24 protein-coding genes and 1 pseudogene are annotated in these 22,770 nt (G+C 43.7%); 15 read left to right on the top strand and 10 right to left on the bottom strand.

The genetic code is table 11. The features are described from left to right. Window positions 1-10: 10 nt before the first annotated feature. The 6 genes from trpS (at window position 11) to FC83_RS13015 (ending at window position 8,122) form a co-directional block, all read left to right on the top strand. On the top strand, window positions 11-1,027 hold the full coding sequence (gene trpS, locus FC83_RS13040) for a tryptophan--tRNA ligase (protein ID WP_035451919.1): 1,017 nt from the start codon (window positions 11-13) through the stop codon (window positions 1,025-1,027). A 359-nt stretch (window positions 1,028-1,386) separates the two neighbouring features. Continuing rightward, the gene (locus tag FC83_RS13035; protein ID WP_057002863.1) at window positions 1,387-2,571 is read left to right on the top strand and encodes an aminotransferase class I/II-fold pyridoxal phosphate-dependent enzyme; all 1,185 of its coding nucleotides are present in this window, start codon (window positions 1,387-1,389) and stop codon (window positions 2,569-2,571) included. A gap of 43 nt (window positions 2,572-2,614) precedes the next feature. Beyond that, the gene (locus tag FC83_RS13030; protein WP_035451920.1) at window positions 2,615-3,607 is read left to right on the top strand and encodes a D-2-hydroxyacid dehydrogenase; all 993 of its coding nucleotides are present in this window, start codon (window positions 2,615-2,617) and stop codon (window positions 3,605-3,607) included. Between the two features lie 7 nt (window positions 3,608-3,614). Then, window positions 3,615-4,694, top strand: a complete 1,080-nt coding sequence (locus FC83_RS13025; protein ID WP_052004555.1) for a PTS sugar transporter subunit IIC — start codon at window positions 3,615-3,617, stop codon at window positions 4,692-4,694. 410 nt (window positions 4,695-5,104) lie between these two features. Continuing rightward, window positions 5,105-6,532, top strand: a complete 1,428-nt coding sequence (gene nhaC / locus FC83_RS13020) for a Na+/H+ antiporter NhaC (RefSeq protein WP_057002862.1) — start codon at window positions 5,105-5,107, stop codon at window positions 6,530-6,532. A gap of 810 nt (window positions 6,533-7,342) precedes the next feature. Then, the gene (locus FC83_RS13015) at window positions 7,343-8,122 is read left to right on the top strand and encodes a DUF1003 domain-containing protein (RefSeq protein ID WP_035451921.1); all 780 of its coding nucleotides are present in this window, start codon (window positions 7,343-7,345) and stop codon (window positions 8,120-8,122) included. A 137-nt stretch (window positions 8,123-8,259) separates the two neighbouring features. Here FC83_RS13015 and FC83_RS13010 read toward each other — a convergent pair whose 3' ends face one another. Continuing rightward, the gene (locus FC83_RS13010) at window positions 8,260-8,766 is read right to left on the bottom strand and encodes a Dps family protein (protein ID WP_035451922.1); all 507 of its coding nucleotides are present in this window, start codon (window positions 8,764-8,766) and stop codon (window positions 8,260-8,262) included. Between the two features lie 278 nt (window positions 8,767-9,044). On the opposite strand from FC83_RS13010, the gene FC83_RS13005 reads away from it, so the two are divergent. After that, entirely contained in the window at window positions 9,045-9,656 is a 612-nt protein-coding gene (locus FC83_RS13005; RefSeq protein ID WP_057002861.1) for a LemA family protein, read from the top strand. A 5-nt stretch (window positions 9,657-9,661) separates the two neighbouring features. Then, the gene (locus FC83_RS13000) at window positions 9,662-10,507 is read left to right on the top strand and encodes a TPM domain-containing protein (protein ID WP_035452084.1); all 846 of its coding nucleotides are present in this window, start codon (window positions 9,662-9,664) and stop codon (window positions 10,505-10,507) included. 125 nt (window positions 10,508-10,632) lie between these two features. Here FC83_RS13000 and FC83_RS12995 read toward each other — a convergent pair whose 3' ends face one another. Further along, entirely contained in the window at window positions 10,633-11,904 is a 1,272-nt protein-coding gene (locus FC83_RS12995) for an MFS transporter (RefSeq protein WP_035451923.1), read from the bottom strand. A gap of 10 nt (window positions 11,905-11,914) precedes the next feature. Continuing rightward, window positions 11,915-12,712, bottom strand: coding sequence for a glycerophosphodiester phosphodiesterase family protein (locus FC83_RS12990; protein ID WP_052004557.1), 798 nt, complete (start codon window positions 12,710-12,712; stop codon window positions 11,915-11,917). 596 nt (window positions 12,713-13,308) lie between these two features. Here FC83_RS12990 and FC83_RS12985 point away from each other — a divergent pair. Next, entirely contained in the window at window positions 13,309-14,733 is a 1,425-nt protein-coding gene (locus tag FC83_RS12985; RefSeq protein WP_052004558.1) for a glycosyltransferase family 2 protein, read from the top strand. A 120-nt stretch (window positions 14,734-14,853) separates the two neighbouring features. Here FC83_RS12985 and FC83_RS12980 read toward each other — a convergent pair whose 3' ends face one another. Beyond that, entirely contained in the window at window positions 14,854-15,201 is a 348-nt protein-coding gene (locus FC83_RS12980) for a bacteriocin immunity protein (protein WP_035451924.1), read from the bottom strand. 159 nt (window positions 15,202-15,360) lie between these two features. Further along, window positions 15,361-15,660, bottom strand: coding sequence for a bacteriocin immunity protein (locus FC83_RS12975; RefSeq protein ID WP_057002860.1), 300 nt, complete (start codon window positions 15,658-15,660; stop codon window positions 15,361-15,363). A 388-nt stretch (window positions 15,661-16,048) separates the two neighbouring features. Between FC83_RS12975 and FC83_RS12970 the strand changes: the two genes are divergently transcribed. The 3 genes and pseudogenes from FC83_RS12970 (at window position 16,049) to FC83_RS17335 (ending at window position 17,214) form a co-directional block, all read left to right on the top strand. After that, window positions 16,049-16,363, top strand: coding sequence for a hypothetical protein (locus FC83_RS12970; RefSeq protein ID WP_035451926.1), 315 nt, complete (start codon window positions 16,049-16,051; stop codon window positions 16,361-16,363). A gap of 127 nt (window positions 16,364-16,490) precedes the next feature. Then, window positions 16,491-16,800, top strand: a pseudogene (locus FC83_RS12965) (bacteriocin immunity family protein). 225 nt (window positions 16,801-17,025) lie between these two features. Next, complete coding sequence (locus tag FC83_RS17335; RefSeq protein ID WP_156405606.1) at window positions 17,026-17,214, top strand: hypothetical protein; 189 nt, start codon at window positions 17,026-17,028, stop codon at window positions 17,212-17,214. A 59-nt stretch (window positions 17,215-17,273) separates the two neighbouring features. Here FC83_RS17335 and FC83_RS12955 read toward each other — a convergent pair whose 3' ends face one another. The 4 genes from FC83_RS12955 to FC83_RS12940 all read right to left on the bottom strand — a co-directional run bounded on the left by FC83_RS12955 (window position 17,274) and on the right by FC83_RS12940 (window position 19,373). After that, window positions 17,274-17,558: a bacteriocin immunity protein gene (locus FC83_RS12955; RefSeq protein WP_035451930.1), complete on the bottom strand. Its 285-nt coding sequence runs from the start codon at window positions 17,556-17,558 to the stop codon at window positions 17,274-17,276. A 42-nt stretch (window positions 17,559-17,600) separates the two neighbouring features. Then, window positions 17,601-17,948 carry a bacteriocin immunity protein gene (locus FC83_RS12950; protein ID WP_035451932.1) on the bottom strand — a complete coding sequence of 116 codons (348 nt, stop codon included), beginning with the start codon at window positions 17,946-17,948 and terminating at the stop codon, window positions 17,601-17,603. Window positions 17,949-18,118: 170 nt separating this feature from the next. Then, window positions 18,119-18,460 (bottom strand): bacteriocin immunity protein, encoded by a 342-nt coding sequence (locus FC83_RS12945; RefSeq protein ID WP_035451934.1) that lies wholly within the window; start codon window positions 18,458-18,460, stop codon window positions 18,119-18,121. A 121-nt stretch (window positions 18,461-18,581) separates the two neighbouring features. Further along, window positions 18,582-19,373 (bottom strand): response regulator transcription factor, encoded by a 792-nt coding sequence (locus FC83_RS12940; RefSeq protein WP_035451936.1) that lies wholly within the window; start codon window positions 19,371-19,373, stop codon window positions 18,582-18,584. A gap of 349 nt (window positions 19,374-19,722) precedes the next feature. Here FC83_RS12940 and FC83_RS12935 point away from each other — a divergent pair, with 349 nt between their 5' ends. After that, window positions 19,723-19,965, top strand: a complete 243-nt coding sequence (locus FC83_RS12935; protein WP_035451938.1) for a bacteriocin immunity family protein — start codon at window positions 19,723-19,725, stop codon at window positions 19,963-19,965. Window positions 19,966-20,046: 81 nt separating this feature from the next. Continuing rightward, on the top strand, window positions 20,047-20,286 hold the full coding sequence (locus FC83_RS12930) for a hypothetical protein (protein ID WP_052004559.1): 240 nt from the start codon (window positions 20,047-20,049) through the stop codon (window positions 20,284-20,286). A 69-nt stretch (window positions 20,287-20,355) separates the two neighbouring features. On the opposite strand, the gene FC83_RS12925 is transcribed toward FC83_RS12930, so the two are convergent. Then, a complete protein-coding gene (locus FC83_RS12925) occupies window positions 20,356-21,396 on the bottom strand; it encodes a sensor histidine kinase (RefSeq protein WP_161633787.1) in 1,041 nt (346 codons plus the stop codon). Window positions 21,397-21,914: 518 nt separating this feature from the next. Here FC83_RS12925 and FC83_RS12920 point away from each other — a divergent pair. Continuing rightward, window positions 21,915-22,565 (top strand): CPBP family intramembrane glutamic endopeptidase, encoded by a 651-nt coding sequence (locus tag FC83_RS12920; RefSeq protein ID WP_035451941.1) that lies wholly within the window; start codon window positions 21,915-21,917, stop codon window positions 22,563-22,565. Window positions 22,566-22,770: the final 205 nt, after the last annotated feature.

Raw genomic sequence — 22,770 nt, 5'->3', positions numbered from 1 at the left:
GGGAAAAACAATGTCTAATAAACATATTATTTTAACCGGTGATCGACCAACTGGCAAACTACATATTGGTCATTATATCGGCTCATTGAAAAATCGCGTGCGCATGCAAAACTCTGGAGATTATGAAACTTTTATCATGATTGCCGACATGCAGGCCCTGACTGATAACGCCCGGGATCCTGAAAAGATCCGCAACTCACTGATGCAAGTTGCTTTGGATTATTTAGCCGTGGGTATCGACCCAGCCAAGTCCACGATTTTGGTACAATCCCAAATTCCGGCTTTGACCGAATTAACGGCCCATTATTTGAATATTGTTTCCGTTTCTCGGTTGGAAAGAAACCCCACCGTGAAGACAGAAATTCGGCAAAAATCCTTTGGGCAAAGTGTGCCCGCGGGCTTTTTGGTTTATCCTGTCAGCCAAACCGCGGACATCACCGCCTTTAAGGCAGATACGGTGCCTGTAGGTGACGACCAAGAACCCATGATGGAACAGGCCAGAGAAATCGTGCGCAGTTTCAACAGTATTTACAAACAAGATATTCTTGTAGAACCAAAAGGCGTCTTCCCACCAAAAGGTGAAGGTCGCCTACCAGGCCTAGATGGCAATGCCAAAATGTCCAAGTCTTTGGGCAATGCGATTTACATTTCCGATGATCCCGACACCATGCAAAAGAAAATCATGTCCATGTATACTGACCCTAATCATATTCACGTTGAGGACCCAGGTCAAGTTAAAGGCAATACTGTCTTCACTTACTTAGATGCCTTTGATGAAGATACCGCCAAAGTCGCGGAATTAAAAGCCCAATATGAAAAGGGCGGCTTAGGGGATGTGAAGTTAAAACGTTATTTAAACGACGTCTTGCAAGCAGCTTTTGATCCCATTCGGGCGCGGCGAGCTGAGTTTGAAAAAGACCCCGCAGCTGTCATGGAAATCTTGAAAAAGGGTAGTGAAAAAGCCAACATCGTGGCCAACCAAACCCTGCAAGAAGTCCGGGATGCCATTGGCATTAATTATTTCTAAAAAAATACTTTGACTTTTTAAGTTAAAATGCTATGATAGTTTCAAGAATAATTTTAAGGAGTTTTTAATAATGTCAACAACCCTAATATCTCATGCAAATCGATATTATTACTTTTGGTTTTTTCACAAGCATCTGTGAAGACCAGAAGATTTTGGCATTGTTAAAATTCTGGGTCACACAGATGCTAACGGCAAACTGTGTGGCTGAATCCCGTAATGGGTAAGTTTTCCCCCACAGTTTGCACAAGCAGCTGTGGGGGTTTTTTTTATTCAGAGCGCTAAAAGTAGCGTTATGGCACCGAGCATAGCCTAGCCAGCGACTTAACTGGCGTTGCCACAAAAAATTAGGAGGCAGTATTATGACAAAAGATTTAAGCACCCATATGAAAACTGAACTTGCCCAGTTACAACCCTCAGGCATCTTAGCCTTCAATAAAGAGATTTCCACGATCCCTGACATTGTGAAATTAACCCTGGGGGAACCAGATTTCAATACCCCGGAGCATGTGAAACAAGCCGGGATTCGCAGTATTGAAGCCGACCACAGTCACTATACCAATTCTGCCGGTGAATTAGAATTACGTCAAGCCGCAGCCACTTTTCTGGCCAACAAATACGACGTCCACTACGATCCTGAATCCGAAGTATTAGTCACGGCTGGGGCCACCGAGGCCATCTATTCGGCTTTGACGGCTATTTTAAATCCTGGGGATGCCGTGGTGATTCCCACACCCATCTTCCCACTTTACATACCCATTACCATCTTAAATGGGGCTAAACCAATTTTTATTGATACCTCTGCTACCGGTTTTGTGCTGGATGCTGACAAATTAGATGAGGTATTGCAAGCCAATTCTAATGTCAAAGCCGTTGTCTTAAATTATCCTAATAATCCCACCGGCGTGACTTACCACCGAGAAGCTTTGCAGAAACTGGCTAAAGTGATTGCCAAATACGACATCTTTGCCATTTGTGATGAAATTTACAGTGAGCTGACTTATGGCACTACCCACGTATCCCTGGCTGAATTTTTACCAGATCAAGTGTTGTTATTAAATGGGGTGTCCAAGTCCCACGCCATGACCGGCTGGCGCATTGGCCTGCTATGTGGGCCTAAAGCCGTGGTGACCCAAATCGGCAAAGTCCATCAATTCTGCATCACTTGTGCCACCGCCAATGCCCAAGACGCCGCCTTAGAAGCCTTCAAAAATGGGCCGGATGACGGGGTGAAAATGCGGGCCGCTTACCAAGAGCGCCGGGATTACCTGGTCAAAGCCCTGGGAGATATTGGTTTCACTTCCGCAGCACCGGATGGGGCTTTTTACCTCTTTGCCAAAATTCCGGCTGGTTTGATTCAAAACAGTGCTGATTTCTGTTACGACCTGGCTAAAAAAGCCAAAGTCGCCCTCATCGCCGGTTCCAACTTTGGCCCCGGGGGTGAAGGCTACGTGCGGATTAGCTACGCTGCCAGCATGGCCGATTTACAAAAAGCCGTGACCCGTATCGGTGCCTATGTGGCCGACAACCAAGTCACTGCCCAATAATTAACAAAACTTAACTTACCAATAACTGGAGGAAATTTAACTTATGAAAATTTTAATGTACAGTGCCCGTCCCGACGAAGCTGCTGATGTGGATGCTTGGGCCAAAGCCAACAACACTGAAGTCAGCACCACCAAAGACCCTTTTAATCTTGACACCGTCAGCCAAGCCAAAGGATTTGACGGCATCGTCATCGCCCAACACGGCAAAGTCGCCGATCCAAAGATCTACAGCACCTTAAAAGACTATGGGATGAAACAAATATCTCTGCGGATCACCGGTTATGACATCATCGATTTTGACCAAGCCGCTAAAAATGATTTGACCATCACCAACGTCCCGGCTTATTCGCCCCGTTCGGTTGGAGAGTTGACCTTGACCCATACCATGTTCTTACTGCGCCACATTGGTGACACCCGGGCCCGGGAATTAAAGGGGGACTTCAGCTGGGGTGGCTTAGAAGCCCAAGAAATTCATAACCTCACCGTGGGCATCATCGGCGCTGGTAAAATCGGCAGTGCCGTGGCCCGTTTATTTAACGCTTTGGGCGCCACCGTCATTGCCCAAGACCCGATTCACCGCCCTGAATTAAGCGACGTCTTGACTTACACTGACCGGGAGACCTTGCTGAAGACGGCCGACGTGGTCACTTGTCACACACCACTGACGGCAGAAACTCAGCACATGATCAATGCCCAAGCTTTAAAACTTATGAAGCCCACCGCTTTATTGATCAACTGTTCCAGAGGGCCGGTGGTAGATACCAAAGCTTTGATCCAAGCCTTAACTGCCCAGGACATTGCCGGTGCTGGGATCGACACCATTGAAGGGGAGACCGGCATCTTTGGTGAAGACCGCACCGGAGCGGACTATCAAAACCCAGAACTAACCCAATTATTACAAATGCCCAATGTTTCCGTGACCCCTCATATCGGGTTTTACACCGATGCCGCGGTGCGCAACATGGTGGATATTGCCTTAGATGACGCTTTGCGCATCTTACAGGGGAAACCTGGCTTACACGAAGTGAAAGGATAAGTTGCCAATGGAATCAGTCAATGCACAGGGTGCCAAAGCACTACCCAAGAAAAATGGCCCCATTAAGACCATGTTTCTCAATGTATTAAACGGCCTGGCAATTGGGGTCGTCGTCGCTTTGGTACCGGGCGCACTGTTGGGCCAGCTGATGCTGGCCTTGGAAGGGGTATTTGCCCCGGCCAGTTATATCGTGATGATCACGACTTTTGTCATGACCCTGTTGCCGGTTTTAAGTGGGGTGTGCGTGGGCATGTTAAGTCATTTCACCCCCATTCAAACAGCCGGTTTAGCCATGGCCGCCATGGCTGGGGCGGGGAATATGCAAGTCACCAAAGCCGGCTTTGTGGTTAAAGGTACCGGGGATGTGATCAATATCTTCATCACCCTTTGTTTAGGCTACATCCTGGTTTTGGTTTTCGGCGAACGCCTGAAGGCCTATACCATTTTACTGGTGCCAGCGTTGATTTTGATCATTGCTGGGGGCTTGGGCCACTTGCTACTCACACCGGTGGGCTACATCACCCAAGCCACTGGTATGGGGGTGGCCCAATTGACCACCCTGCAACCGGTATTGATGGGGGCGGTGATGGGCATTGTCTTTGCCCTATTGATCCTATCCCCCATCTCGTCGGTGGGTATCGCCACCGCCATTACCCTCCAAGGGGTGGGGTCGGGGTCGGCTAACTTAGGCATCACCGCCGCCGGTTTTGCCCTAGCTATTTATGGCTGGCGCAGCAATACCATTGGGACAGCTCTGGCCCATTTCCTAGGGTCTCCCAAGATTCAAATGGCCAACCTGCTGGCGAAACCTAAGCTGTATTTACCCATCTGCATCAACGCCGCCATCTTAGGGGCTGCCGGTGCCCTCATTGGCATCAAGGGGACACCCATGAGTGCGGGCTTTGGCTTTGCCGGGCTCATTGGCCCCATGGCGGCTTGGCAGACCAGTACCAACCACAGTGCCGGCTATATCTTGATGCTAGTGTTGATGTTCTTTGTAGCCCCGGTGGCCCTAGGACTGATTTCCAATTTTATCTTTAAGAAAAACTTCTTCAAAAGTACGGATTTCGAACTGGATTATAAATAAGCCTTGCAATTTCAAATTAGGCGTCTTATAATCAATCTATAATATTTAAGGTCGGATTTACATCAAGTAGTGCTTTATCTGTGGGTCAGGAAGTTGGTGGTTGCTGCGAACCAATCAGGATAAAGTTAACGAAATACCGTAATAATTTGACGGCCATGGTTAACAACTAGAATCCATTATCTTCTAGTGAGTGGTGTAGGGCATTATTTGCCATACACAAACTGGGTGGTACCACGGTCTAAGTCAATCGTCCCTATTGTAATTTAATTACAGTAGGGGCGATTTTTTTGTACCAAGAAGGAGAAAAAAGATAATGAAAACAACGAATGGCGGCATTGCCCGATATTGATTCAATCTGATAAATACCAAGTAGTTGACACACATTGGCAATTAGAGGAGCGAATTATATTATGACAACCAAACAAAAGATTCAAAAGATTAGATTAGGCGAAGCAATTATTGTGTTATTAGTGATTTTGGCCATTATGGGCGTGGGGGTTATTGGCTTTGGCCTGTCCCCACAAGTGCCCGTGCTACTAGCCATGACCGTGGCTATGTTCTGGGCCAAATTGCGGGGCTTTAACTGGCAAGAAATCAACGCCGGTATCAAAGATGGTATTGATAAGGGTATTATTCCCATCGTGATTTTCATCTTGATTGGGGCCATGATCAGTACCTGGATCGCCGCCGGCACTATCCCCACGTTAATGGTCTATGGCTTCACCGCCTTAAACGCCCAGTGGTTCTTGCCCACCGTATTCTTAGTCTGTGCCCTAGTGGGTGCGGCGGTGGGTAGTTGCTTCACCGTGGTTTCCACCGTGGGCATTGCCTTCTTCGGCATCGGGGTCACCATGAACTTCAACCCCGCCATCGTAGCCGGGGCCATCATCTCTGGGGGCGTCTTCGGGGATAAATTATCACCTTTATCTGAAACCAACAACTTAGCCGCCGCCGTGGTGGACACAGATCTGTTCAGCCATATGAAAACAATTTTATGGTCGATCCTGCCAGCAGGGTTGGTCACAACCATTGCCTTTGCCATTATTGGCATGGGTCACAACCATGCGGACATGAGTAAAATCACCACCACCGTTGCCGCTTTGAACGGCGACTTCCATATTTCTATCTGGGCTTTGATTCCAATCATCTTAGTTTTTGTCTGTGCTGCCTTTAAGATTGCCGCCATTCCTACCATGTTGATGAATATTTTCGTCACTGCGGGAATGATGTTATTCAACAATCCCAACTTAGGCATTGCCAAAACCACCCAAATCATTACCAACGGCTACATTGCTAAAACCAGCAACCACGAAGTCAACGTACTCTTATCTCGGGGCGGCATCGTCAGCATGATGCCTACCGTGGCTTTGATCGTCTTGACCTTATCCCTAGGGGGCCTGTTGGTGCACTTCGGCTTGATCAATGCGGTCATGGTACCTTTATCCGAACGCTTAAACAGCCATGGCAAGTTGATCACCGCTGCCTTAGCCGCTTGTATCGGTGTCAATATCTTCGTTGGGGAACAATTCTTATCCATCATCTTACCAGGTCGGGCTTTCAAACAAACCTTTAACAAAGGTGGCCTCGCCAATGGTGCCCTGGGTCGGGTCCTAGAAGATGGCGGGACCGTCTTGAACTACTTAGTCCCTTGGGGCGTCGGTGGGGTCTTCATCGCCAATACCTTGGGTGTCCCTACCATTCAATACTTGCCATTTGTCTTCTTCAGTTTACTGTGCCCAATCTTCTCCCTGGTCAGCGGCTGGACTGGCATCGGCCTGCAAACCGCAGCACCAAAAGCAGCCAAGGCCAAACAAGCACGCCAAGCTGTTAATGCTTAATCAAAAAGATTAAATACGCGACTCAAAACTGGTGAATTAGTTTTGAGTCGCGTATTTTTGTCAAGCTAAGGCACCAGAATATACGGCAACCTCAATATTTAGTATAATATTAACACGGCGGAGCAAGTGGAACGCGTCCAAACTACCCGTCCAGTGGTTTTAGAGATGACACACCACCACTCAATTATTTCCAGGACATGGAGGTGGTTGTTATGCTTAACTTGGAAAGGCTGGAGGATTCGAGCTAACGGTTACTATTGCGCTGGCGGCGTATGTTTTTAGTATTGCATGCATTAATTTTGCAAAAGCATACGCCATTATAAAAAAAGCTAACCAATAGCGGTTAGCTTAAGTCAAACAGTCATTTCCAGACCATGTTTGAAGCCGTTAGTGTCTTAGCCGGCCTAACGGCTTCTTTTCAATTACTTTATTATACTAGAAAAAGGTGTTGATTACCACTCTGTTGACCGTAGTGTTGAATGTCACACTGCTGACCTGCAATCTGGTTATTTCAGGGATGTCAATAACCGGGCGACTGGCCAATTTCCCAAGCCAAATAATGGTCTTTTACCTTGCTACGAAGCCATATTTTGCCAATTGAAAATAATTGCTTTTAACTTTTCATGGGCCTATAATGAGTGTGTTGTAAAAGAACTTGGTTTACCTAGGAAAGGTGGTGGGTTATTATGTCACAACATCATATATCGAGTATTGAAGATGATGGTCCCGCGGCGTATCAGCTGCAGACGGCCGGGCAAGTAACCCGCCTGGCTTTAGGCTGAATTTTGATTGATTGAGGTGTTTAACACCATGAAAAAAACAGGCTATAAAGCGCGTTGTCTGGTGGATCATAAGACTTATGATCTAGTAGGGGGCGTGTTCCTAGAAGATTTGGATGGTTCTTTAAGGGCGTTGATTCGTCGGGACTATCCAAAGGCAGCAAACCAAGACTTTATTTGTAATGAGCATCTGGTCATCTATCGCTTGCGTAGAATGGATCAGATGATTGCCAAGGACTATCGACAAAATCACAAGCTGAATCAGAAATTGACCCGGGTCTTAGCAAAAGATGCTTACCAGGTCATCGATGTCCGGGAGCAATTGGAAAACTCGTTAACATTTGGTCAGCGGGTGGCGGATGCTGTTGCCCACTTCGGCGGGAGTTGGCCATTTATTATTTCCTTTGTCTCTGTCATGATCGTCTGGATCGTGATCAACACACTGCACTTGTTTGGCGCAGATTTTGATCCATTTCCTTTTATCCTCTTGAACTTATTTTTAAGTATGGTGGCAGCTATTCAGGCACCACTCATTATGATGAGTCAAAATCGGTCTTCGGAATATGACCGCATGGAATCTCGCAATGATTACCATGTCAATCTGAAGTCTGAAGAAGAGATTCGGGTCTTACATGCCAAAGTTGATCACATGATTCAACAAGACAATCCTAATCTGTTACAAATCCAAAAGATTCAAACTGAGATGTTGGGCTCTATTGAAGCTCAAGTGACAGAATTGCGACGCATGCATTCTTCTTTAGCCCATGAAGTCGCAGATGAAGAAATTGAAGACGACGCCAAGGATCCTTAAAATTTTTATCATCAAGATATAACGTGACGTAATTACTCAAATGAAATAGGACACTTTTAAAATCCAAGGCGATTTTAAAAGTGTCCTATTATTTTTTATTTAATGTTGCACTTCAGTAGTGAGCCGAAGGTTTGGATTTATTTGTCGCCGAATGGGCCTTTGCCTAAGAAGGCATTTAACATCCAGATGTTCTTATCTGTCAGTTCCTTCATGCCATTGAGCATGTCTTGGGTTGGCCAGTCTTTTTCTTCATCACTGACCAGCATGGCTTGTTGGAAAACATCCCGAAGATATTCATATTGGTTGACTAAGCGTTCCATGTAGTCTTCTAAGGTGTACTTGCCAAATTCACCAGTTTCTTCAGGTAAGCCAGTATGATCGATAAATTCCCGAGTTGTGGAATAAGGGGCCCCACCAATTTCGATGAGTCGTTCTGCAATTTGATCTAATTGTTCAGCCAATTGGTCCATGTAGTCGTCCATGAGGGGATGTAATCTGAAGAATTCCTTCCCTCGCATGTACCAGTGTGTTTGATGGATATTCACACTTAATTGACTAATGTCAGCAACTAATTGATTTAATGCGGCGCGAGTTTTTGGAAAATCGTAATTGTCGTGGCCAGATACTTTTAGTTTATCAATCATTACTTACAGCCTCCTAGTTTATAGTGATTTTAAATTTTGGTACTATCTTAATGATACTGAATTGCCAGTCAAAAGGCAAGGAAAGGGTTTATAAGGGCGTTTTCAGGGGCTTGTTGCCAGGCCTGTTTTCATAACATGCCCAATATCTGAAAATAGTGCTCTGATTTATATTTGAATGATTATAAATAACGTCACGGCAGATTCGGCCTTAAGACTGAATTAGTTTGGGACAAACATGATAAAATGTAGATAAGTCACTTATAAAGAGGAGCAGTTAAATGAATTCACAAAATCAGAATAAAAGTCATACAACCAGAAATATACTCATTGGTCTGGCCATTATTGTGGTGGGGGTCATCGCGATTGGGGTGGGGACCTACAACAGTTTAGCCAAACAAAATCAAAATGTGGACGCCAAGTGGTCGCAAGTCCAAAACGTCATGCAACGGCGCTATGATTTGGTACCTAACCTGGTTAATTCCGTCAAGGGTAGCATGAAACAGGAACAAAAAGTCTTTGGTGATATTTCTAAAGCCCGGACCCAATATGCTGGGGCAGGTACCACCAAAGAAAAGATGGCGGCTAACGCTAAATTGGATCAATCCGTGGGCACCTTAGTCAATGTGATCCAAGAAAACTATCCCCAATTAAAGAGCAATGAAAATGTGCAAACTTTAATGACCCAGTTAGAGGGGACTGAAAATCGGATCGCCGTGGAACGTAAACGTTACAACGATGCGGTTCAAAGCTACAACCAAAACGTGGTTACTTTCCCTAAGAATATCTTTGCCAATGCCATGGGCATGGGCCAAAAACCTTACTTCAAGGCAACCAAGGCAGCTGAAACTGCGCCAAAGGTGGACTTTAGCGATACCACTGACGGGAAGTGAGTCGGGTGGAAAAGCACCGTAAATTCTTAAGCTTTTTAGCAGTGGGTTTGGGGCTGTTGGTCAGCCTGTGGACCGCCACGGCAGCTCAGGCAGCCATGCCGGCCAAGCCTCAATATAATTTTTATGATGAAACCAATACCTTATTAGATGATAAGACGAAAAAATTAGTCAGTGATAAAAACCTGTACTATCAAGATACCAAGGCCAAACCCCAAGTGGTGGTGGCGGTGATCAAGAGTACCGGCGGGGATGACATTGACAGTTATGCCCCGGATTTGTTTCAGAAGTGGGGCATCGGCCAGGCCGGTAAGGATAACGGGATTTTAATCTTGTATGCTTTAAATGGCGGCCAGCGCAATGTCCGCATTGAAGTGGGCTATGGCATGGAAGATGTCATCACTGATTCCATTTCTGGGCGGATTTTAAATGACAATAAAGCTGATTTAAAATCCAGTGATTCAGCCAAGGTGAACACGGGCTTGCAAAAGACCTTTAACAGTGTCACCTCCCTGATTGATAGCCACTACGGTTATAAGGGGGATAAGAACAGTTTATCTCAAGACGAGGTCAATCGCCTAAAGGGTAAACAATCTGGTGGCTGGTTATCCGGTTGGAAAATTGGTGGCTTTATCATCGCTATTTTAATCATCGCTTATTTCCTCCGTAATAGCGGCGGCGGGGGTAAAGGCCCTGGTAACCGGGGTGGCGGTGGCGACTTCCCATGGTGGATCTTCCTAGGCGGAGGCGGCGGTGGTTTTGGCGGCGGCTCCGGTGGCGGTTCATCAGGGGGTGGCTTCGGCGGCTTCTCTGGTGGCGGCGGTTCATCCGGCGGCGGTGGCTCTTCGATTTAAACCAACACCTAAATATAAATACGTCAAACGGCTTAATTCCTTTGTGGAGTTAGGTCGTTTTTTTGTGCCATCTAAAAAATGACATGGCGCCCAGCTTGGACACACATGTCATTTGCATTGTTAATTTATTTTGTTGTTGGGGTTGGTTTTTGACGGCTCACCAGCATCAAAACAAAGGCTGCCACCACCCCGACGGCGGCGACGATGACACTGATCAAGAAGATCCGTTGGTAAGCAGCTACAGGTTTGTTCACATCAATGATGTGGCCATTTAAGCTATACGCCCAAAATACGGGGGCATAAGCAGCAAAGGAACCCACACTCATGGAAGATCCCACGTAGTCTTTGGGCACGCCGGCTTCGGTGATGGGGGTCAACATGATACTTTTGGCCAAGAAGATGGCAAAGGAAAAGACTAACAGTAATAAAATACTGGGCCATAGCATATTGGCACCTTTGGGCAATAACAATGTGGCTAACAGGGCCACTAAGGTCAAGCCTAGGGCTACAAACATCATTTTGGTGGAAGACTTAAAGACATAATCGGATAAGCTCCCGGAAATGACCCCGGCCAAGACTCCCATCCCCCCGGTATTGATAATACCAAACAGGGAAGCTTGGGTCTGGGAAATATGGAAAACAGCCTGGAGATAAGGCACGGTATAAATCAAGTTGATGTAAGACCAGTAAATGGTCAGGGCGGTGATGGCCGCTAGCCAAATTTTCGGCATGGTCAATACTTTCAATAGACCCTTTAAAGCTTCCCAGGCTTTGGTGCCGTTAGAAGTTGTCTTTTGGGTGGCAATCCCATTTTTCGGCACATATTTGAGAATGCAAAACACTACGGGAATAATTAAGAGGTTATACACCAGCATCCCTGTTTTGAAGATACTGATACCGCCAAATAAAGCCATGGCCCCCACTAATAAGAGGTTCATCAGCATTTCAGCGGCCCGGCGAATGGATTCCAGCAGCCCAAAGGCTAATCCCCGATGGGCTTGGTCGGATAACAAGACGATGCCATTTAAAACCCCCGGCCAAAAGAAGGCGTCGGTCAAGCCCCAAATAACGGCAATGATTTGTAACACGCCAAAACTAGGTTGGAAGAAGATAATGACAAACATGGTGAGCATGCGGGTCATCAAACCAGTGATCAACACCGAGCGCACGGAAAAACGATTGTTGATCCAGCCCCCCGGTATGTAAAAGAACACAGAAATGCCGATCAAGGTGAAAATCGCCCCTAATTGCCCATTAGTCACGCCTAGAACTTTTAGAAGCAAATTGTAAAAGGTGCCCTTAAAGGCTTCAAAGGCAGAATAAATAATTTGCCCAGACATGACCACGGATAAGAAACCACCTAGTTGATGGGTAGAATCAAAGCCCAAACGGGACATTAAATGGTGCTCAGTACCATGTGGTGAGGAAGTGTCCATAACCTTCAGTCCTTTCCTTAGCCCCGGATTGGATGGCGCTGAATTGGTCGGCGATGTTGGTGAAGATACTGTCCACACCCCAGTTGAATAGTTCATTGGCCCGGTCGATCCGGTCCACGGTCCATACATTGACTTCATAGCCATAAGCCTTCATGGCCTGGACGGTGGCTTTAGTTAAACCTTCGTTTTGGGGATGAATGATTTTAGCCCCCACCGCTTGCATGATCAAGGTCCAGTCTTCATAGAAAGTATGATTTTCAAACAGCACGGCGAATTTCACGTTGGGCCGCAGCCGCTTTAATTTTAACAACATGATGGGATTAAAGGATGACACGATCAAATCGATCCCCGGATCCAAGGCATCGATGGCTAAGGCAAATTGGGCCACTAACCGGTCAGCTAAGGCATTGGCATTGGGGCCAATCACCGCCTTTAATTCAATGTTGACATTAATTTTAGTCCGATTCAAAAACTGCACCAGTTGGTCTAAGGTTGGCACTTTAGCATGGGCAAAGGACTTGGCAAACCAGCTACCGGCCGAATATGTTTCTAAATTCTTAAAATTAGTGGCCGTCAAAGCCCCGCTGCCATTGGTGGTCCGGTCTAAATAGTCATCGTGTAAGACCACGACTTGTTCATCCTTAGTGATACCTAAATCCGTCTCCAGCCAATTGACGTTGTACTGGGGCATTAACTCAAAATTGGCCAAGGTGTTCTCTGGTGCCAGGGTGGGTAAGCCCCGGTGGGCGATAATGCGTTTTTCTGTCAAAATGATCCTCCTTCAAATTGTGTCAGCCCATTGGTCATAACTGAAAAGTCATTGTGATGAAAATTAGTTGAAAGCTCAACACTGAAATAGCACCAAAATGAAACCACTCAAGTCATCGCTAAAATAAAAATCAGGCTGACACTGGGTTCTATTGTTAAACAACACTTTGAAAATGTCAAAAAGAATCCCAGTGAATCTGGGCGTAAGGACCGGTCTAATAGGTAAAATTAATTTATAATTGGCCCCACTAGCCAACCAAGGTAGGCTAGTGACAAATGAAAGGCTTCACGTTGTGTAAAAAATATGGTGGGAAGATGATGCTTTTTGACAGTGCAAATTTAGGCATTTCTAACAAATTGTCAAAATAACCCCACAAACCACTTATATTAGAAAATTATAATTTCATAATTTTATACTTATATCCCTCATTCATCTTTGACCATCTAGCTTGTGCCAAATAACTACCAACGTCCCTATCATTCGCCCTCAAAAATCGACAGGTACCAAAAACAATTCAGTTTATAGTTGTCAACGTAGTTTGTTGGTAGGTTTGACTAGGTATCTTAGATGCTTAGTAGAGAATGGAGGATTTTTGCATGGGGCAGTACAAGTTACGCGTTGTTGCCAGCATTTGGTTTGTGATTTTAGTTATCTTAATGCCAATTTATGTGCTTTACAGTATTTCTGCATCCTTTGGACCGTTTATTGAAAATTTGAGCTGGTGGATTTTTATCCCAGTGATCGTGATCAGTACCTGGACTTTGGTCTTGACCGCGTATTATATTTTCTTAGCCACCTTTGGCTTTGGCAAAGCCAAGCGAGATTATGCCATCAAAGCTCCGAAGACCCGGTTTTTGATCATGATCCCTGCCCACAATGAGGCCCAAGTCATCGCCGCTACGTTGCATAACTTGAGTCAAATGACTTATCCCCAGGACAAATATAAAGTGGTGGTGGTCAGTGATAATTCCAGCGATACCACTACTAAAATCGGCCGGGAATTAGGCTACCTGGTGGTGGACACCAGTCTTGGCGCCTTTGAACGCCAAGGTGTGGGGAAACCCGCTGGCCTACAATATGCCTTGGATTATTTGAAAGTTCATGATGATCTCAGCCAATATGATATGGTCATGGTCTTAGATGCGGACAATTTTGTGGCCCCCAATATCCTAACGGAGCTGGACAGCCAGTATCAGACCAAGCACTTTACGGCGATCCAAGCCTATTTAGATAGTAAGAACTATCAAGCTTTCCTAAGCCTGGGCTATGCCGCCAGTTACTGGACCATGAACCGCTTTTTCCAATTATCCAAGTATCGCTTAGGGCTAGATAACAGCATTGGCGGCACCGGTTATGTGGTAGAGACCAAGTGGCTGTTGGCTAACAATGGTTTTCGCTCCACCAGTTTAACGGAAGATCTGGAAATGGAGATCCGCATCGTCCGCAGCGGCGGCACCGTGGGCTGGAACCACTTCACCCGCATCTATGATGAAAAGCCCGAACACATCCGCGCCAGCATGGTACAGCGCTATCGCTGGAGCAAAGGCCATTGGTTTACCGCCTTTCACAACGTCGGCCCCTTGCTGAAGGACTTTGTCAAAAGTCGAGATGTACGTTATTTAGATCAAATCAGTTATCTGTTCTCCATGCGTCAGAATTTTCAATTGTTGCTGGCTTTGCTGTTCTTCATTTTTTGGCTGATTACAGCGCTAACCCCGCAAATGGCGGCACCAGTGTTGACAGTCGAACTGGGAAATGTGACCCAAAGCTATTTTGTGCCAGTGACCATCGTGAATTGGGTCATATTGCTGGAAGGATTTTTGCCGATGATTGCCGGCTATCTCTATGACGCGAAGATCCACACCCACAAAAAAATATTATTGCTGCCCTGGACCGTCCTGGCCATGTACTGGTTCTCACTGACATATCTTCTGGACCAAATCGCGGGCTTGTTGACTTTTGGCAAACAGGGTAGTTGGTCCCATACGGATCATAATTTAACGGTGATGCAAGCTAAATAACATAATTTAATCGGGAAATTCGGGGGAATTTTGTGATGAATGTCAAAATAAATAACGCTTGAAGTGACTGCCTAATTGCAATCTCTTCAAGCGTTTTTGGGTTTAGCGGGGGTAGATAAATTAGCCGATGATGCCCCCAAAGGGGATTGGCATCATCATTAAGCCATAAGCCAGGTTATACTGGCGTAACGTTTTTTCATCAATTTTCTTAACTTGGGGTTCAATGAAATAAAAGACCGCTTTGAATTGGTCGGGTAACCCAGAAATACGGGTGACCAAATTCAAATCCCGATCAGCGTGAAACAAATCGTATCTTAAAGATAACATGATTTTGATATAGTCATCACCAGCATTTAACTCTTGGGCGTATTTCAACAATTTCTTTTTCAAGTCATTAAATTTTGGTGCCGCTGGGGTGTTATATGCTTTGTCGATTAAATCAAAGAATTCTTGACGTTTCTCTGCCATGATGGCATGCCTCCTACGCAAAGCCAGATTACAAACCTATTGCTGTCTTACATACTGGATACGTTAAGTTGTATTGCACCGTTTTGGGCATCGCTATTAGGAAACCTTGACAATTATTTAAAAAACATTTGATTTTTTGTCATTGGAATCCGCTCCTAACTATAAGTGGAGATCATCGATCCAAATATTATGGGTATCAATGGTCTGCGTTTGTGCCGTGTATTTGCTGATGGTTTCAAAAAGTTCAGATAGGGCCTTCGGGGCGCTCAATTGATGAAATAATAAGTATTGGGAGATGGCCGTGGTAAGTTGTTCACAAGTGGCTCTGTAGGCCAGGCCATTTTCAAGGGTGCGGCGGTGCTTCAGTAGCAGTCTTGATAACTCGGCATTATGTTGCACCTCTACGTCAGCATAGGCCGTATTGATAGCGTCAAAGACTTCAGCTGTTTTTTCATCCATGATGGGTGCCTCCTTTACGATGGGGGAGTCTGTTGTGATTGACGGATCGAAGCACCAAGTTTAGCTGCTTCAGCTCTTGTGCATATCATACTACAGATTTAAGCGCTTGAGGTCAAATTGTCATGAACGCTGGATTTTTGTACTTAAACGCAGGATATTGGTGGATTGCGGTAAAAAAATGAAGGTCTACAGTTGATTTTGTGTCGTAGCGATTATGCCACAAATTGCCACGTTAAAGATTGTTCAGCGCATAACGATGATTCTGAAGTATAATCAGCTTAACAAAAGGTTAGTGCGACACGCCGTATACTTGATATGAAACAAATTGCAGTGTTCCTTTGGACATATAATTAGCAAAAGTTACCTTGGAAGTTGGGGGCGAGATGGCATGAAAGCTCTATATAAGGGGCAGCCGGCCGAGGTCTGGGAAATCAGCAAAACTAACGAGCGCCCCGACTGGGTAAAGAGGGCCTTTGCAGAAAACTATCTGTATTGGCTAGATGATCACGTGCGTATTTTAATGGCTGGCTTAAACAGTTCTTTGACTGAGAATTTAAAAATAGGTGCTGTGGGTACGGTAGGTGGGGGCTATGCCATGTATCCACTGGGATATTTAGGGGACTACTTAGATGTGACTAACCACCGGGTCGTATCCAAAGCGCGCTTTTTGAAGGAATATCGTGTCCTGGATTCTAAAGCATGATGAAAGCAATTTTGCAACAGGTTGTCGATTACTTCGTTTGGTTGTCCTATCTGTTCACCTTAAATAGAACTCAGAAAACTAATTGCAATAAAACGTCATCACACTATGGCAAAAGAGGGGGATACACGTGTTTGGCAAGGGAAAAATAACCGACCAAGATATACTAGATCTGTTCTACGATTATGTGCTTGACCCAACCATTTCGGATCGTGAGCGAAAAATCGGGCTCGTGGCTAAGGCTGATTTAGAAAAGGGCAGGTATAACGTGGCAATCGTCAATAAAGTTTTGGTTAGCTTGCAAAAAGAAGCAATGAAGACGGGCTTAACCCCTGCAGCATCCCAATTTTTATGATGTATTGGAGCCGATTCTTATCAAGACTAAGCCAATTGGGACAAATCTGGGATCCTTGTTGCTTCAAAATAGCTATTTAGATTAGCTATTTTGAAATGAGCTTTCGGGGTTAAGACCGCACAATCAACCAAAACGTATCTTTTTATTAACGGACCAGGAAAGATTCGATAAAGGATTAGTGCTTAAACCATGTTTAAAAACTACGATTATGCTGCAAATTACGACGTTTATGATAATTTTATGTCACAAGCATTAGTTTTGAAGTATAATGACTTACACGAAAAATTAGATTTGGCGAAGGGATGGTTCGATGCTCAAAAATATTTTTTTAGGAATTCTATTTATCCTGGTGACATGGCTGGCGATTACCTTTATCTTCTCAGTGGTGCAGTTCATTTGGCGTAGCCTGCCATTTTCAAAGCGCACTAGAAAACCATTTTTAAAACAGTTTGTCGGCAACTTTGCTTGGTTGTCCTATCTGTTTATCTATCTGCCTTAAGCATTGCAAAAGGCTACGATTGCTTCGTCATTGAAGTCAATCGTAGCCTTTTATTATTATTAGAACCATGACATCATGGACGCAACACCGAAGTATCTTGCGCCATATTTTTGCATGCTACTTGATAATTCAGAAATGCTCTTAGGTACTTTATATTCGTGGCTTATTAAATATAAGGCAATATTCTGAGTGAGCTTGATAGCTACAAACTTGTAGTCTACATTGTTTTCTAATCGCTTGCCTGCTTGAAATAAAATGTCTGATAATTCTGGATCGGCTTGAACTTCCTTATCTGAATAAGCTTTACTAACCGCTTCAAATAATTTCGTTTCTTTTTCATCCATAATATCAACTTCTTTCTTACTGCTAAAGCTGATAGGTTTTGCTTAACTATGCCGGGGTACTTCCTCTTTATAACCGTAAAATTGAGATTTATCTGAATAGTCAGAACCATACGCACCATTTAGGCCAGCCCGTTGGCCGATGGCGCCAAGATTGGCTAACAGTTTGTTTTCGGCCGGTGCAAAAGTTATCTTCTTAAAACCTGAAATATAAATGTACTTCGTCAGTTTATTGACCAAAGCTTCCGGATTTTTGGTGGTGTCTAAGGTGTGATAAACCTGCTGTAAGACGTCAGTAATGTCCATCAGTTCTGGAGATTGATCCTCATACTTCTTGAGACCATCGTATAATTCATGAATATCTTGTTTGGCCTGCTTTTTTATGTCTGTCATTTTTCCTCCCTGAATACATATTTAAAATAATGGCACATAACTTAATCTTAGGACGCAATAGCTTGGGTCGTTATGGACAAAATGGATAGTTTAAGCATTGACATCAGGCGGCGTTCTTTGAAAATAAATTGAATCCTACGCTAATTTTCATTACAAAAGTATGTTGTACCTTAAAGAATCTGCCAAGTATTAGCAGTATTCAGCGTGTTCATCCCGCCCCAGATACCGCCTGAGAGTGAGAACGTTTCAATCGCCTTAAGAGCTGCCAACGCAGTTGGCTCAAGTTTTGTTTTTTCAACCAAAGCGATTTTATAAATATTTTGATAAACTGCGCGAGCTTCGTTTTCAGGCGTTTGACTATCCTTTGAAACCCGGTCAATCGACCGATCCAAAACAGCAATGATTTGATCGTAACCAGAATCGTCAGCCTTTTGCGGCAGCAATAAAGTCTTTAGGTTTGTAAATAATGCCAAGGCCTTTTGTTTGTTGGCTGTTTGCTTTTTCTTGTTCATTACATGACTCCTTAATAAGTGCGCTATGCGACCTAAGCTAAGCCAAGTTTATTCTACCGCAGTTTGGTGCTTGGTAGGAAAAACTGGCATGAACGTTAGTTTTTTGCACATAAACGTCATTTTAGTTAATCTTTTGCGGCCGGCCAGCTTTTTTGAGAAAATCTCGGATGACCGGAACTTTGCGGGAGCTGACAATGCAACTGTTTTTGCCGGCTTCATCAAAGTAGATGGTTCGGTTCTTAATATCAAAACTCACAATATTTTGCGGATTGACTAAATAACTTTTGTCACAGCGAATCATATTGGGCTGTTCTTCGGTAATTTTCTTCAGTTCGCCCTTGAATTCCGTACGAATATTTTTACCTACCAAGGTAAGCCAATGGGGGTGACTTTTGTTGGATTCCAGATAATATAAATCTGAAAAATTAATTTCTCGAATGATGCTGCCCATGACCTGATAGCTAAAGCGTGGTTCTACGGCAATAATGTTTCGCTGATACCGTTGGTAAGCCAGATCCACATCTTTTTTTATGGCGGCATCTCGTTGGGTGGCACCGGACTCTTTGTAGATAAAATCCAGAGGTTCAACTCGCCGTTGTAAGGTTAAAGGCATTAGTTCATCATGGGTAGTTATAAAAACGATGCTGGCAAAGGGCTGAGATTGCCGAATTTCATCAGCCACATCAATGCCACTGACGGTTGTCCCGGCGATTTCAATATCTAACAAGGCAAAAACCAGATCATCGGGATGGGCTTTGAGATAAGCAGAAATCTCTGCTGGATCATCGGTACAAACGGCAATTGCCATGTCATAAGCGTGGGTGCTAGCGTTGTAGTCAATCCGGGTTTGAATGACTTTGCGGTAATCATTGCGCTGTTGAGCATCGTCTTCTAAGATTAGTACGTTAAGCATTGACTTCCTCCGTTTCTGGCATCATCAGGCTAAAGTGGGTGCCCGCCCTTGTTTTCCCCAACAAAGCGTGGTATCTCAACTTTCATTACTTTCTTATAATGAGCTTTGGATACCATGATAACAAATCTTCTTCAAAAAGATAACAAAAAACTGTGATTTCATATAAAATACATTAACATATGGGCGTATTGTTGAAAAGAAGTAACGTCTATGATTGAAAATCACACGTTAAATATTTCCTACGTTGTTCAAATTTAATTTATATTACAATGTGGTGTATGTTTCAATAGGCATATCAACAGAAATTATTGAAAACGGAGGGCTATATAATGAAAGCTTCAGAGCAATTATGCACAAAATGGATACTTTCATCGCGGCACCGGCACTAGCTGATAATGTGCGCACACCGCTTTTAAAGGCAAAGCAGGCACTGACTGATGGCAAGTATGATCAACAAGTTGCTACCCAACTGGCATCGCAGTTATCAAGACTTGGTACCAAACAGGAATTATCAGCTGAAATGTTAGATTTTCTTGTGGAACTTGAGCGCCAATATCCGGGTTTTGGGCGTCGGGACACGATTAGTTTTTGAGCAAAATAGAAAAAATTAGCAGTTGCTTATTGCTCGGATTGTGATCGCAGGTAGTAAATAATTAATATTAGGTGGGATAGGGTGATAATTCTAAATAGTGGTTTAAAAATACTTATTGCCGTTTTAACAACAATTGGCATTATCACAATTTTTGTGCGCAGTGTTAAACAAAATTCAAATAAATTTCGGGCAATTGAGATGGACTTTATAATTCTATTTCTTGGCTTAGGCATGACAATCGTTAGTCTGAATTATTTTTCGATTTTTATTGCCACGCTAGGAAGTATCGGTGTTTTTAGAGAAATTAACAAATTAAAATAAATACGAGATGTTCTTGAAACCCACTAGGGGAAATAAAAGTACACCCATAATAACAGGCATACTGTGGATCTAGGTTTGCATCATCAAGCTAAAGCGAATGCTGTCAGCATGCTTGGTTACTTCCAGACTGAATGTCCCTGAATGATGAACCAAATCGTTGACGTTCGTTAAGCCCAGGCCGCTGTGATTTTGCTTGGTGGAATAGCCAGCATTGAAAAATTCAGCAATATCAATCTCAGGGTTAGCCAAAGTATTCTCGATGTTGAATTCGTAGGCATTATCGGCATATTTTATAATGGCAATATGGATTTCAGGCTTGTCTGCTGTTTGAGCAGCTTCCAAGGCATTATCCATGAGGGCTCCAATGATACGGGCCAAATCAACTTGGGAGCCAGGCAATGTGTTAATCAGCTGGGCAATTTCTAAAGTAACGGCAATTTTAGCAGTCAGCATTTGTTTGATTTTTTCGAATAAGAGCTGGCGAATACCAGGAACTTCCAGCTTGGACAAGTCCATGAGCGCTTTATGTTCTTGACCAATGGTCGTTGTGGTTTCCTGTAGCGTTTCTTGAATATATTGAATACTCTTAGTCACATCGCCGGCTAGCAAATAACCCTGTAATGAGATCAAAATATTTTGATAATCATGGCGAAAGCGCCGTAACTCATTGTAATTTTCTTCGAGCTTATGCAGATATTCCGTCTGTTGTTTCTTTTCGACTGCTTTGTGTTTACTTTGCAAACTGCGTTGATAGCTGATAATAAAATAATACATTAGAGCCACTGTTAGGATGGCGAAGAACACAAAGCAAATAATGATAACAGCCTGGAAGGCGCGTTGAATTTTTAGGGTATCAGCCACAATGGCGATTACCGATTCGATAAATAAAAGCGTGGCCAAAAACAAAGTCACGGCTTTGCGGACATTATATTCAGCAGTTAACTGCGTGACTTTCTCAAGAATAGTGACTCGATAATGCCTTATCAAAATCAGTACGATAATCAAAGTGAGTGCCAAAGCCACCACAAGGGCAATCCCAAAGATTTGCGGAATAAATTGGGAGTTGTCGTTTATCAGGAACGTTCGTAGTTTATTTTCTATTAATACCAAAGTATTCCCATAGATGAACAAGAAAATAGCGATCGACAGTAAGATTATGGTATCCAGTGATATTATTGGAATCTTCCTGCGTAAATTTATCAGGATTTGAAAAGCGATGATTATACCGTAAGTCCATTCCGAAAGATAAAAAGTGAACATGGCTGTAAAAAGAGCAATGGGCAAACAGTAGGCAACGAAGCGGAGCAGGGTCAGTCTTTGAACGAATTGAAAATAACCACTCAGAAGAATCATGATCAATGTCGCATCCCAGAAATAGCTCAAAAGGTTTGAAAAGTAGTTCATGATAGCGACACCCCCTCGTATGTGGTGATACTTGTGCACTGTATAACTATAATGAGATTATACCAAGAATCAAGGCAGAGGGGCTGGTTGAAGCATTATCGAAAAGCTAGATAGAAATCTGGGTGTTAATTTGTGCAGAATTTAAGGATATTAATTTCAATACATAGATTAAGATAAATCGAATTTAAAATAAAAATAACGCTTCGCGCGCATGGAGGTAATATATGAAGAAAATCGGCTGGGTGATAGGCGGACTCATTATGTTTCTGCCATTTATTTTCTTGGTCAGTGGCAGTTCTTGGCTTGGATATTTTACAACGGATCCGAAATTATCGTGGCTCCTATTAATTGGCGAAAGCCTTTTGTTTGGGGTAATCTTGATTGCCATCAATCGATTTTTAACTAAAGCAGCACCAACACTTTCGTTTCCTAATTTTAAAAAACAAGTCGGCTATGCTGTTTTATGGGCAGTTATTGTCATTGGCCTGACGGTGATTATTGGAAACTTACCACTTGATTTTATTAGGCATAACCAAACCAGTGTGAAGTTAGATCAAGCCTATCAATTGATGAACTCGCCGTTAAAGTGGGTCAACATTACGGTGCTTTGCGTTACAGGACCGATTCTAGAAGAACTGGGATTTAGAGGGGTACTGACGTCATATTTTCAAAAGTTAATGGGCTTTTATCCTGCAATTATACTCGTGGCAATTTGTTTTGCGATTGCCCATGGCCTAGATTTTGTGAAAATGCCTTTATTAGCCATTGATTCAATTGGTTTAAGCTTGATGAATCGAAAATTTGCAGATATAAAGACCAGTATCATGTCTCATATCGCTTATAATTTGATTGCAACTGGCCTTAATTTTTTATGAAAATAAGATGTGTAACAAATGCACAAAAAATCAATTTTGCAGCAATTGTCTGAACTGATTGCAAATCTAGCCATCACAACAGCTGAACGCGAAATTCTAAAAAGCAGAAACCAGTTTTCAAAAAGGACACAATGAAGAAGGTATCGCATATTACATTCGAACCGGATTGGAACTTTAAATTTAAATTGGCACAAAAAAACGACAC

The sequence above is a fragment of the Agrilactobacillus composti DSM 18527 = JCM 14202 genome (assembly GCF_001436375.1).
GTDB classification, from domain to species: domain Bacteria; phylum Bacillota; class Bacilli; order Lactobacillales; family Lactobacillaceae; genus Agrilactobacillus; species Agrilactobacillus composti.
This window is presented reverse-complemented; position numbering and strand designations above follow the sequence as displayed.

What these genes read in the sequence shown, in the direction of transcription:
- trpS (WP_035451919.1), top strand. Translation starts at nt 11, where the DNA reads ATGTCTAATAAACATATTATTTTAACCGGTGATCGACCAACTGGCAAA.
- FC83_RS13035 (WP_057002863.1), top strand. Translation starts at nt 1,387, where the DNA reads ATGACAAAAGATTTAAGCACCCATATGAAAACTGAACTTGCCCAGTTA.
- FC83_RS13030 (WP_035451920.1), top strand. Translation starts at nt 2,615, where the DNA reads ATGAAAATTTTAATGTACAGTGCCCGTCCCGACGAAGCTGCTGATGTG.
- FC83_RS13025 (WP_052004555.1), top strand. Translation starts at nt 3,615, where the DNA reads ATGGAATCAGTCAATGCACAGGGTGCCAAAGCACTACCCAAGAAAAAT.
- nhaC (WP_057002862.1), top strand. Translation starts at nt 5,105, where the DNA reads ATGACAACCAAACAAAAGATTCAAAAGATTAGATTAGGCGAAGCAATT.
- FC83_RS13015 (WP_035451921.1), top strand. Translation starts at nt 7,343, where the DNA reads ATGAAAAAAACAGGCTATAAAGCGCGTTGTCTGGTGGATCATAAGACT.
- FC83_RS13010 (WP_035451922.1), bottom strand. Translation starts at nt 8,766, where the DNA reads ATGATTGATAAACTAAAAGTATCTGGCCACGACAATTACGATTTTCCA.
- FC83_RS13005 (WP_057002861.1), top strand. Translation starts at nt 9,045, where the DNA reads ATGAATTCACAAAATCAGAATAAAAGTCATACAACCAGAAATATACTC.
- FC83_RS12995 (WP_035451923.1), bottom strand. Translation starts at nt 11,904, where the DNA reads ATGTCCCGTTTGGGCTTTGATTCTACCCATCAACTAGGTGGTTTCTTA.
- FC83_RS12985 (WP_052004558.1), top strand. Translation starts at nt 13,309, where the DNA reads ATGGGGCAGTACAAGTTACGCGTTGTTGCCAGCATTTGGTTTGTGATT.
- FC83_RS12980 (WP_035451924.1), bottom strand. Translation starts at nt 15,201, where the DNA reads ATGGCAGAGAAACGTCAAGAATTCTTTGATTTAATCGACAAAGCATAT.
- FC83_RS12975 (WP_057002860.1), bottom strand. Translation starts at nt 15,660, where the DNA reads ATGGATGAAAAAACAGCTGAAGTCTTTGACGCTATCAATACGGCCTAT.
- FC83_RS12970 (WP_035451926.1), top strand. Translation starts at nt 16,049, where the DNA reads ATGAAAGCTCTATATAAGGGGCAGCCGGCCGAGGTCTGGGAAATCAGC.
- FC83_RS17335 (WP_156405606.1), top strand. Translation starts at nt 17,026, where the DNA reads ATGCTCAAAAATATTTTTTTAGGAATTCTATTTATCCTGGTGACATGG.
- FC83_RS12955 (WP_035451930.1), bottom strand. Translation starts at nt 17,558, where the DNA reads ATGGATGAAAAAGAAACGAAATTATTTGAAGCGGTTAGTAAAGCTTAT.
- FC83_RS12950 (WP_035451932.1), bottom strand. Translation starts at nt 17,948, where the DNA reads ATGACAGACATAAAAAAGCAGGCCAAACAAGATATTCATGAATTATAC.
- FC83_RS12945 (WP_035451934.1), bottom strand. Translation starts at nt 18,460, where the DNA reads ATGAACAAGAAAAAGCAAACAGCCAACAAACAAAAGGCCTTGGCATTA.
- FC83_RS12940 (WP_035451936.1), bottom strand. Translation starts at nt 19,373, where the DNA reads ATGCTTAACGTACTAATCTTAGAAGACGATGCTCAACAGCGCAATGAT.
- FC83_RS12935 (WP_035451938.1), top strand. Translation starts at nt 19,723, where the DNA reads ATGCACAAAATGGATACTTTCATCGCGGCACCGGCACTAGCTGATAAT.
- FC83_RS12920 (WP_035451941.1), top strand. Translation starts at nt 21,915, where the DNA reads ATGAAGAAAATCGGCTGGGTGATAGGCGGACTCATTATGTTTCTGCCA.